Raw genomic sequence first — 7,190 nt, 5'->3', positions numbered from 1 at the left:
CCCGGCCCCCGCCCCCCCCGCCGCCCCCCCCGGCCCCCCCCGCCGGCCCCCCCGGCGGGGGGGCGGGGGGCCCGCGGCGTGCGGGAGCGGTCAGGCGGAGGTGCCGAGCACGGCGTTGATCCGCTGCGGGTCGCCGCAGACGATCAGCAGTGCCCCGGCGCGCGCCAGGGCGGCGGGCAGGGCCCGCGCCGTGGTCTCGTCGGTGCCGCCGTTGACCGCGACGACCACGACGGGCCGTCCGGCGGGCCGGGTGGCGCCGGCGTCCGCGTAGAACACGTCGTCCGCGGCGTCGTACTGCGCCCAGTAGGACGCCTCGCCGAAGGACAGTTCGTGCGCGGCCCAGGGGTGCGGGTCGCCGGTCGTGAGCAGCAGAATGTCGCTCGGTGCGCGTCCGGCGTCCAGCAGCAGATCGACGGCTTCGTCGGCGGCGTCCAGGGCGCCGTCGGCGGGGGCCGGGATCAGCTGAAGCTGCGCGCCGGTGGGGGCAGCCTCCTGGGGGCGCGGGCCGGTGCGTTGCGCGGGCGGGGCCGTGACGGGCCCCCGCGGCGGAGCTGGCGGGCCGGGCTTGCCCGGACGGACTCCGGCCGCGTGGGGGCCTCGCCCGGGTGCGGGGCGGGGAGCAGGGCCAGGAACGGGTCGGGGGGTCGGCGCGGTGCGGCCGGCGGCCGGAGTAGCGCGGGGACCCGGGACACTCTCGTGAATCTGAGGCTCCTCGGGGATGAGAGGCATGAAGGGATGTTTATCAAACGTGGGTGCGGGACGTGTCGGCGGGTCCGCCTCGACGCCCGCACCGCTCAGAAGTCGAAGCCGAGTTGGCCACCGGCCTTCAGAGCGGCTGCTTCAGGGGTGACGCGCACCTTCTTCAGATGCCGCCACCGGGGCAACGCGTCCATGTAGGACCACGACACCCGGTGGTGCGGCGTGGGACCGTACTCCTCCAGGGCGGTGCGATGGGTCGGGGAGGGGTAACCGGCGTTGCCGGCGAAGTCGAACGCGGCGTGGTCGACGCCCAGTTCGGCCATCATCGCGTCGCGTCGCACCTTGGCGAGCACGGATGCGGCGGCGACCGCGATGCAGGACTGGTCTCCCTTGATGACCGTGCGGACCCGCCATGGCGCGCCCAGGTAGTCGTGCTTGCCGTCGAGGATGACCGCGTCCGGGCGGACCGGCAGCGCCTCCAGGGCACGGACGGCCGCGAGCCGGAGCGCCGCGGTCATGCCCAGGGCGTCGATCTCCTCCGGGGAGGAGTGCCCCAGGGCGTACGCGGTGACCCAGTCGCCGAGGACCTCGGCGAGGTCGGTGCGGCGCTTGGGGGTCAGCAGCTTGGAATCGGTGAGTCCGGCGGGCGGGCGGCGCAGGCCGGTGACGGCCGCGCAGACGCTCACGGGACCGGCCCAGGCTCCTCGCCCGACCTCGTCGACACCGGCGACGATCTTGGCGCCCGTCGTGGCGCGCAGTGATCGTTCGACGGTATGGGTGGGAGGCTCGTACGGCATGGCGCCAGCAAGCGTACGCCTATTCGGGGCGCGCGTCGCCACCGGATCCGGATGAGGGTGCGACCGCCTCACCGGGGCCGGGCGCGGGGGCGCACGGGGCGGGTGGCATGGGGCGCCGGGCGGCGCTCCCCTGGGGCGAAGTCACCCGGCCTGGGCGCCTGTTGGCACGCCGGGGCGCGGCGGCCCCCGGGCGGGCCGGGCGGCGCCGGACGGATCAGGCAGGCGCCCAGGCCGGGAGCGGCTCCGTGGCGTCGAGCCAGTCGGTGGGCGGGACTCCGGCGGGGGCGGCGGCGACGATGCCGCCGACGATGGCGCAGGTGGTGTCCACGTCGCCCCCGGCCCGGGCGGTGGCCCAGAACGCCGCCGAGTAGTCGCCGAGGTGCCGGGCGGCGGCCCAGAGGGTGAAGGGGACGGTGTCGTGGGCGCTGGTGCGGCGGCCGCAGCCGAGGACGGCGGCGACGGTGCCGGGGTCGCCGTAGTCGAGCATGTCCCGGGCGCGGCGGAGTCCGGCCTGGACGGCGCTGCGCGGGATCAGCGCCATGACGTCGTCGATCAGCTGCGTGGGGCCGGTGTCGTGCTCCGGGTCGGCGACGAGGGCGGCGGCAGCGGCGACCGCCATGGCGCCCACCACGGCCTCGCGGTGCTGGTGGGTGGGGTACGCGGAGATCTCGGCCTGATGGGTGGCCTGCTCGGCGTCGCCGGCGTACCAGGCGCCCAGCGGGGCGATGCGCATCGCGGCGCCGTTGCCCCAGGAGCCGTGGCCCTGGAAGAGGGCGGCGGCGAGGTCGTGCCAGTCGGCGCCGTCGCGGATCTGCCGCAGCAGGCGGTCGACGGCCGGGCCGTAGTCGCGGTCGGCGTGGTGGTGGTCGGCGAAGGACCGGGCGAGCGCGTCCTGGTCGATGCGGCCGTGGGCGGCGAGGACCGCCAGGACGGAGCAGGCCATCTCAGTGTCGTCGGTCCACCGCCAGGGTCCGGGCGGCAGGGCCCGACGCCGGAGGGCGGGGAGGTGTGCGGGGGTGGCGAAGCGGGCGCCGAGGGCGTCACCCACGGCGAGTCCACGCAGGCTGGCGAGAGCCCGCGCGCGGCGGTCTGCGTCACGGTCGTCGGCGGTCATTGCTCGCACTCTAACCGGAGATGCCGTACGGCTCCGGTTCCCGCCAGCGCTCGAACGGCCGGTCCAGGGTGTAGCGTCCGTCGGCGCCGAGGAGGAGGATGCGCCGCTCGGCGTTGCCGGGGTTGGCGAGCGATTCGAACTCCGCCACCGACCAGTGGAACCACCGCATGCAGAACAGCCGCATGGTCAGGCCGTGCGTGATGATCAGGACGTTCGGCGGGTGGTCGGGGGCCTCGAAGCTGCGCCACAGGCTCTCCAGGAACGCGCCGACCCGGTCGTAGACGTCGGCGCCGGACTCCCCCTGGGCGAAGCGGTAGAAGAAGTGCCCGTAGGCGTCGCGGTACGCCTTCTGGAGCCGTACGTCGTCACGGTCTTGCCAGTTGCCCCAGTCCTGCTCGCGCAGCCGTGGCTCCTCGCGGACGCGGACGCGGTCCAGGTCAAGGCCGAGTGCCTGGAAGGTCTGATGGGTGCGGCGGTAGGGCGACACGTAGGCGGAGACGCGTTCGTCGCCGAAGATGTCGCGGAGCGGGCCACCGGCCTCGCGGGCCTGGTGGCGTCCCTTGTCCGTCAGGCTGAGCGCGTGGTCCGGCTCGCGTTCGTAGACGGTGTCGTCGACATTCCCCGCCGACTCTCCGTGGCGGATGAGGACGATGCGTCGCGGCCGTGCCATGCGGCCACCCTAGAACGCTGGGCGCGGAGGCCGCGACCGCCGGACACGGGGGTCGGCCCCGTGCGGCGCGCAGGGGGCGTGCGTTACCCGGGCGGCGCACCCCGGGGGCGTGCGCTCAGACCGTCCACGCCGGTTCTAGCTGGACGACGTCGCCCGCGAGGGCCTCCACATCGGCCGCTATCTGGGCGCGCAGGGCCAGCCGCTCCACCCGCTCCGGGCGATACTTGCCGCGTTCGGCGGCCGACTGCCACATCGACAGCACCAGGAACTCCTCCCCCGGCGCCTGCCCCAGCATCCCGCGCACCATGCCCGGCGAACCAGCCATCGCCGGGTTCCAGACCTTCTCCTGCATCAGCGTGAAGTGCTCCACGCGGTCCTCGCGCACCCGGGAGTGGGCCAGCCGCAGGACGTCGACGTCGGCGAAGACCGGCTCGAAGCCCACCTTCACGTCGAATTCGTGCTCGAAGAGGCGGACTTGACTGTCCTTGAAGGTGCCCACCTGGGCGGCTGCGAGCCGGTCGTGGGAGCGGGCCATGAACGAGTCGTAGAACGCCCGGCTCTCCCAGAAGGCCACGAAGTGCGCGACCCCGGGGCGGCTTCTGCTCCACCCGCCGCCCTGCCCCCGGAATCCCGGCTCCCCCAGCAGTCCCGCCCATTTCCGCTGCCCCCGCTCGAACCCTCGACGGTCCACGACGGTGAGGCGAATCCACTTGACAAGCACCGCGCCATCGTACGGCCCGGGACCGGCGGAATCACCGCCGTCGCCCGGCGAACATCAGCGGATCCGCGCACGACGGGCGGGGCGCCGCCCACCGGCCGCCCCAGGGCCCGTCGCGGTCGAACCGCCCTACGGGCGGGGGTCGATGGGCACCGGGACGGCGAGCCGCCGCTCCACCTCCTCGGCGGCGTTCAGGCACAGGTCCTCCCGGTAGGGGCGGCCGATGAGCTGGACGCCGCGGGGCAGCCCGTCGGCCGTCCCTGCGGGCACCGCGACGGCGGGCAGCCCCGCGAAACTGGTGGCGGTGCAGAGCCGCATGGCGCGCTGCAGGCGCAACGAGCTTTCCGGATCGCGCAGTTCCTCGCCCGGGGCGAACGGCGGCAGGGTGAACACCGGCCCCAGGACCAGCGGGTACTCCGTCAGGAACGCCGCCCAGTCCCGGCGGATGCCCAGGCGCACACCCGTCAGCCGCAGGTACTCCGCGAGGTCCACGGGGCGGGTCCGCGCCATGCACCACTCGATGTAGCGGTGCCCGCCCTCCCCCAGGAGCGGCTTGAGGCGCGGCCATGCGGAGGCGAACTCGGTGAGCGTCATCCGGGCGTACGCCTCCAGCGTCTCGTCCAGACGCGGGACGTCGGGCACTTCGCACACCTCGTAACCGGCGTCGCTCAGGGCGTCCGCCGCGGCGTCGACGGCCGCGCGCACCGACGGGTGCACCCCTTCGCCCCCGGGGTCGGCCACCTTCGCCACCTTGAGGGGAGCTGGGAGCGGCACGCCGAAGGGCGGTACGGGTACGGCCCTCGGGTCGCACGGTGCGGCTCCGGCCAGCACCCCGTGGACCAGCCTCAGGTCCGCGACGGTCCGGGCGAGCGGCCCGTCGACCACCAGCTCCTGGGCGGCCAGGGCGGGATCGTCGGGGCCGATGCGGTGATCGGCGGGGTACCGGCCCGTGGTCGGCTTCAGCCCCGCGACGCCGCAGAAGGCGGCGGGGATGCGCACCGATCCCCCGGCGTCGTTGCCGAGGCCGAGAGGCACCATGCCGCTCGCCACGGCTGCCCCGTCGCCGCCGCTGGAGCCGCCCGGGGTGACCGCGCGGCTCCAGGGGTTGGCGGTGTCGCCGAACAGTTCGCTGCGGGTGTGCATCCCGGCGAGGACGAGGGTGGGCATGTTGGTGTGCCCCACAGGGACGGCACCGGCGGCGCGCAGCCGCGCCACCGGGGGCGCATCGGCGCGCGCCGTGGCGTGCCGGAACGCGGTCGCGCCGAAGGTCGTCGGGACGCCCTCGACGGCGGTGGTCTCCTTGACCGTGAACGGCACCCCGGCCAGCGGACCCAGCTTCTCGCCTGCCGCCCGGCGGCGGTCGACCGCGTCCGCGTCGGCGTGCGCGCGGTCGGCGATCAGCTGGGTCACCGCGTTGACCGCCGGGTTGACCTCGGCGATCCGTTCCAGATGCGCCGCCAGCAGTGCGGTGGCCGTCACCGCTCCCCCGCGCACGGCCGCCGCTTGCGCGCCCGCCGACTTTTGCCACAGTGCGTCCCGCATGCCTCGTCCCCTCCCACCGCCCGCCCTTGGAGGGCGGGCGCGCATCCCGGGGGCGGCGCTGTCGCATTCCGGTCCCCACCAGTCGCACTGATGCATTCGCATCGAAAAAACACCGTACCCTAATCGGCGATACATACGCATCGAATAAGCGGGGTGCCATGCCGAAACTGGTGGACCACGAGGGCCGACGCCGCCAGATCGCCGACGCCGTCTGCCGGCTCGCCGAGGAACGCGGTCTGGAGGGAGTCACCCTCCGGGACGTCGCGGCCCGCGCGGACGTCTCCATGGGGGCGGTCCAGCGCTGCTTCCGCACCAAGGACGAGATGCTCACCTTCGCCCTGACCTACATCGGCGAACGCGTCACCACCCGGGTCTCCGCCCGCATCTCCGAGTCCCCCGCACAGTCGGCCCGCACCACCCTCGGGCACGCCGCGACGGAACTCTCCCTGCTGCGGCAGGAACACCGGGCCGAGGCCCGCGTCTGGCTCGCGTTCCTCGCCCAGGCCACCGTCAGCCGCCCGCTGGCAGACATCCTGCGCGCCAACTACACCGCACTCCAGGAGGCGTTCACCGCGCTCCTCGCCCAGGCGGCACCCGAGGCCGACGCCTCTCTGGAGGCCCGCGCCCTCCTCGCCCTCGTCGACGGCCTGACCACACACGTACTGATCGACCACATCTCGCCCGCCGCCGCGCTGGACGTCCTGGACCACCACCTGTGCCGCCTGTGGGGCGAGCCGCAGAAGTGACACCGGGCGCCCCGGGGACCAGCCCGTCCACCGGTCGCGGAACCCGCGCATCGGGGCACTCCCCCCACACCCTTACGGGGCAACGGATCCGGCCAGATTCCGGACCAACGGAGTTATCCACAAGCACAGTTCGCCTCACCGCGTACGCGCATCGCCATGGCACCATAGACATCCAACGGGGTGTTATGGCGCGCTGCCCGCACGACCACGGGCGGATCGCCCGACGCTCCGCGGCTGCCCGCCACCGGCCGTACGCCTCACCGCCGGGGCCGGGAGGGGCGGCCGACCGCGCGCGGAGCCGTTCCGCGTGTCCGGTGAGACGGAAAGCGACGGAAGGACAAGCCCGGTGAGCACGCTCAACAAAGGCATCGAGAAGGCCGAGGTCACGCTCAAGTGGGACCCCAGCCCCGTCGGCGAGCCGGACAACGACCTCGACCTCATCGCCGCGACCTACGAGGCGGACACCCCCGTGGGCAAGCCGGTCTACCTCGTCCACTTCGACAGCCGCTCCCCCGACGGCACCATCACCCTCAACCGCGACAGCCGCACGGGCCAGGGCTTCGGGTCCGACGAGGTCATGACGCTGGAGCTGGAGCGTCTGGCGGAGCGCTACACCCGGGTCGTGGTGGGCGTCGCCATCCAGCAGGGCGGCGGCCGCAAGACCTTCGGTGAGGTGCCCCACACCGAGATCCAGATCCGTGAGGGCTACACCGACCTCGTCCAGGACGACTTCGCCTCGGTCGCCCCGTCGACAGCGGCGGTCGTCGCCGTGTTCGCCCGCGACGCCGACGGCGAATGGCGCCTCCAGAAGGGCCTGCGCGGCTTCGACGCCGACCCGAACGCCTTCACCGCCCTGATGGGGACCTGACCGGAGCCCCCGTACGGGACCCGGCAGGCGCCGCCG

Annotated in this window: 8 protein-coding genes; 2 read left to right on the top strand and 6 right to left on the bottom strand. The window is 74.2% G+C overall.

Annotated features, from left to right (window positions below):
• Positions 1 to 90 precede the first annotated feature (90 nt).
• The 6 genes from ACFWWQ_RS05145 to ACFWWQ_RS05120 form a co-directional block, all read right to left on the bottom strand.
• Entirely contained in the window at positions 91 to 729 is a 639-nt protein-coding gene (locus tag ACFWWQ_RS05145; protein ID WP_384590336.1) for a hypothetical protein, read from the bottom strand.
• 65 nt (positions 730 to 794) lie between these two features.
• Entirely contained in the window at positions 795 to 1,496 is a 702-nt protein-coding gene (locus tag ACFWWQ_RS05140; protein ID WP_384590333.1) for a ribonuclease HII, read from the bottom strand.
• 214 nt (positions 1,497 to 1,710) lie between these two features.
• Entirely contained in the window at positions 1,711 to 2,610 is a 900-nt protein-coding gene (locus ACFWWQ_RS05135; RefSeq protein ID WP_384590330.1) for an ADP-ribosylglycohydrolase family protein, read from the bottom strand.
• Positions 2,611 to 2,620: 10 nt separating this feature from the next.
• Positions 2,621 to 3,280: a histidine phosphatase family protein gene (locus ACFWWQ_RS05130; protein ID WP_384590326.1), complete on the bottom strand. Its 660-nt coding sequence runs from the start codon at positions 3,278 to 3,280 to the stop codon at positions 2,621 to 2,623.
• A 115-nt stretch (positions 3,281 to 3,395) separates the two neighbouring features.
• Positions 3,396 to 4,001, bottom strand: a complete 606-nt coding sequence (locus ACFWWQ_RS05125) for a YdbC family protein (RefSeq protein WP_384590323.1) — start codon at positions 3,999 to 4,001, stop codon at positions 3,396 to 3,398.
• Positions 4,002 to 4,127: 126 nt separating this feature from the next.
• Complete coding sequence (locus ACFWWQ_RS05120) at positions 4,128 to 5,540, bottom strand: amidase (RefSeq protein WP_384590320.1); 1,413 nt, start codon at positions 5,538 to 5,540, stop codon at positions 4,128 to 4,130.
• Between the two features lie 158 nt (positions 5,541 to 5,698).
• Between ACFWWQ_RS05120 and ACFWWQ_RS05115 the strand changes: the two genes are divergently transcribed.
• Together ACFWWQ_RS05115 and ACFWWQ_RS05110 are read left to right on the top strand one after the other, a co-directional pair.
• The gene (locus tag ACFWWQ_RS05115; RefSeq protein WP_384590317.1) at positions 5,699 to 6,286 is read left to right on the top strand and encodes a TetR/AcrR family transcriptional regulator; all 588 of its coding nucleotides are present in this window, start codon (positions 5,699 to 5,701) and stop codon (positions 6,284 to 6,286) included.
• Between the two features lie 346 nt (positions 6,287 to 6,632).
• The gene (locus ACFWWQ_RS05110; RefSeq protein WP_384590314.1) at positions 6,633 to 7,154 is read left to right on the top strand and encodes a TerD family protein; all 522 of its coding nucleotides are present in this window, start codon (positions 6,633 to 6,635) and stop codon (positions 7,152 to 7,154) included.
• Positions 7,155 to 7,190 lie beyond the last annotated feature (36 nt).

It is taken from the genome of Streptomyces sp. NPDC059080, assembly GCF_042739975.1.
GTDB lineage: Bacteria > Actinomycetota > Actinomycetes > Streptomycetales > Streptomycetaceae > Streptomyces > Streptomyces benahoarensis.
The sequence above is the reverse complement of the archived record's forward strand: the minus strand, read 5'-3'. Positions and strand labels throughout refer to the sequence as shown.

Excerpts from the sequence above, each read along its gene's own strand:
- ACFWWQ_RS05115 (WP_384590317.1), top strand. The coding sequence starts at position 5,699 with ATGCCGAAACTGGTGGACCACGAGGGCCGACGCCGCCAGATCGCCGAC.
- ACFWWQ_RS05130 (WP_384590326.1), bottom strand. The coding sequence starts at position 3,280 with ATGGCACGGCCGCGACGCATCGTCCTCATCCGCCACGGAGAGTCGGCG.
- ACFWWQ_RS05140 (WP_384590333.1), bottom strand. The coding sequence starts at position 1,496 with ATGCCGTACGAGCCTCCCACCCATACCGTCGAACGATCACTGCGCGCC.
- ACFWWQ_RS05135 (WP_384590330.1), bottom strand. The coding sequence starts at position 2,610 with ATGACCGCCGACGACCGTGACGCAGACCGCCGCGCGCGGGCTCTCGCC.
- ACFWWQ_RS05145 (WP_384590336.1), bottom strand. The coding sequence starts at position 729 with ATGCCTCTCATCCCCGAGGAGCCTCAGATTCACGAGAGTGTCCCGGGT.
- ACFWWQ_RS05120 (WP_384590320.1), bottom strand. The coding sequence starts at position 5,540 with ATGCGGGACGCACTGTGGCAAAAGTCGGCGGGCGCGCAAGCGGCGGCC.